This window comes from Delftia acidovorans NBRC 14950 (assembly GCF_001598795.1).
Lineage (GTDB): Bacteria > Pseudomonadota > Gammaproteobacteria > Burkholderiales > Burkholderiaceae_C > Comamonas > Comamonas acidovorans.
This window is the reverse complement of record NZ_BCZP01000081.1, coordinates 1-990: the sequence shown is the minus strand read 5'-3', so window position 1 is coordinate 990 and position 990 is coordinate 1. Positions and strand designations below refer to the sequence as shown.

General features: G+C 66.5%; 2 protein-coding genes. Both read left to right on the top strand.

Annotated elements, in window-relative coordinates; all coding sequences use genetic code 11:
- The first annotated feature begins 175 nt into the window (after positions 1-175).
- Positions 176-616, top strand: coding sequence for a hypothetical protein (locus DA1_RS29345; RefSeq protein ID WP_034395155.1), 441 nt, complete (start codon positions 176-178; stop codon positions 614-616).
- Entirely contained in the window at positions 613-987 is a 375-nt protein-coding gene (locus DA1_RS31460; RefSeq protein ID WP_155294293.1) for a hypothetical protein, read from the top strand. The genes DA1_RS29345 and DA1_RS31460 overlap by 4 nt, the downstream gene beginning before the upstream one ends.
- Positions 988-990 lie beyond the last annotated feature (3 nt).

Below are 990 nucleotides of genomic sequence, written 5' to 3'. Positions count from 1 at the left end.
AGATCGTGGACATGCTGGGCAACATGGTGACGACGCTGAACAACCAGATCCGGGCCAGCGGCAGCTACAGCGGCAGCGAGCGGGATGTGACGGACTGGGAATCGATCCTGAATCCGTGACCCGCGCCCCCGGCTAGGGTTCGCTCCTGCAGGCCCTGGCCGGGACACTGCAGGGCATGACAACGCCGGCATGCCTCAACTTTCCCATCTACCAGGGCGCCACTTTCCGCGAGGAGTTGGAGCGCGTGACCGTGCCCTATTCGGTGCGTCAGGAGTGCGGCGGTCGGCTGGTGGACGCCTGCACGGGCGCAACCGTGCCAGATGCAGACATCACCCGTGAGGACTACACCGGTTGCACGGCGCGCATGCAGTTGCGCCGCGACATCGATGATCCGGAGGTCCTACTGGAGTTGAGCACGGCCAACGGCGGGATAGAGCTGGATGGTGCGTGGCTGCGGTTGCTGATGACGGCTGAGCAGACGGGCGCCTTTGCCTACGGTGATATGGCGCCCGGTTGGTCCTCCTGCATCGGCCAGATCGAAGTCACTCGCCCCAGCGGTGACGTGGAGCGGCAGTACGAGCTGTGCTTCGCCCTGTACCCGGAGGGCACCCGGTGACCACCGTCGTCTCGTCAGCACCCTCGGCCGTTGTCATCGAGCGGCAGACCTCTGTCGTGGTGACGCGCGAGAGCGGCGAGACGGTTGTCGTGAGCCAGCCCGCGCCGCCCGCTGTCGTGGTGACACGGGGCATTCCAGGCCCGCCTGGACCCCAGGGGCCGCCCGGCGGCGGTGCCGGCGCGACATACACCTACACCCAGAGCGTCGCAGCAGCCGTCTGGACCGTCCCGCACAACCTGGGCCGCTATCCCTCCATCACCATCGTGGACAACCTCGGCGGCCAGCTCTATCCCGATGTCCGGTACTTGGACGCCGACATTGCCCAGATCACCCACAGCGTGCCTTTGACGGGCCGCGCCTATTGCAATTGAGTG

Coding starts and splice junctions, on each gene's coding strand:
- DA1_RS29345 (WP_034395155.1), top strand. CDS start 176: ATGACAACGCCGGCATGCCTCAACTTTCCCATCTACCAGGGCGCCACT.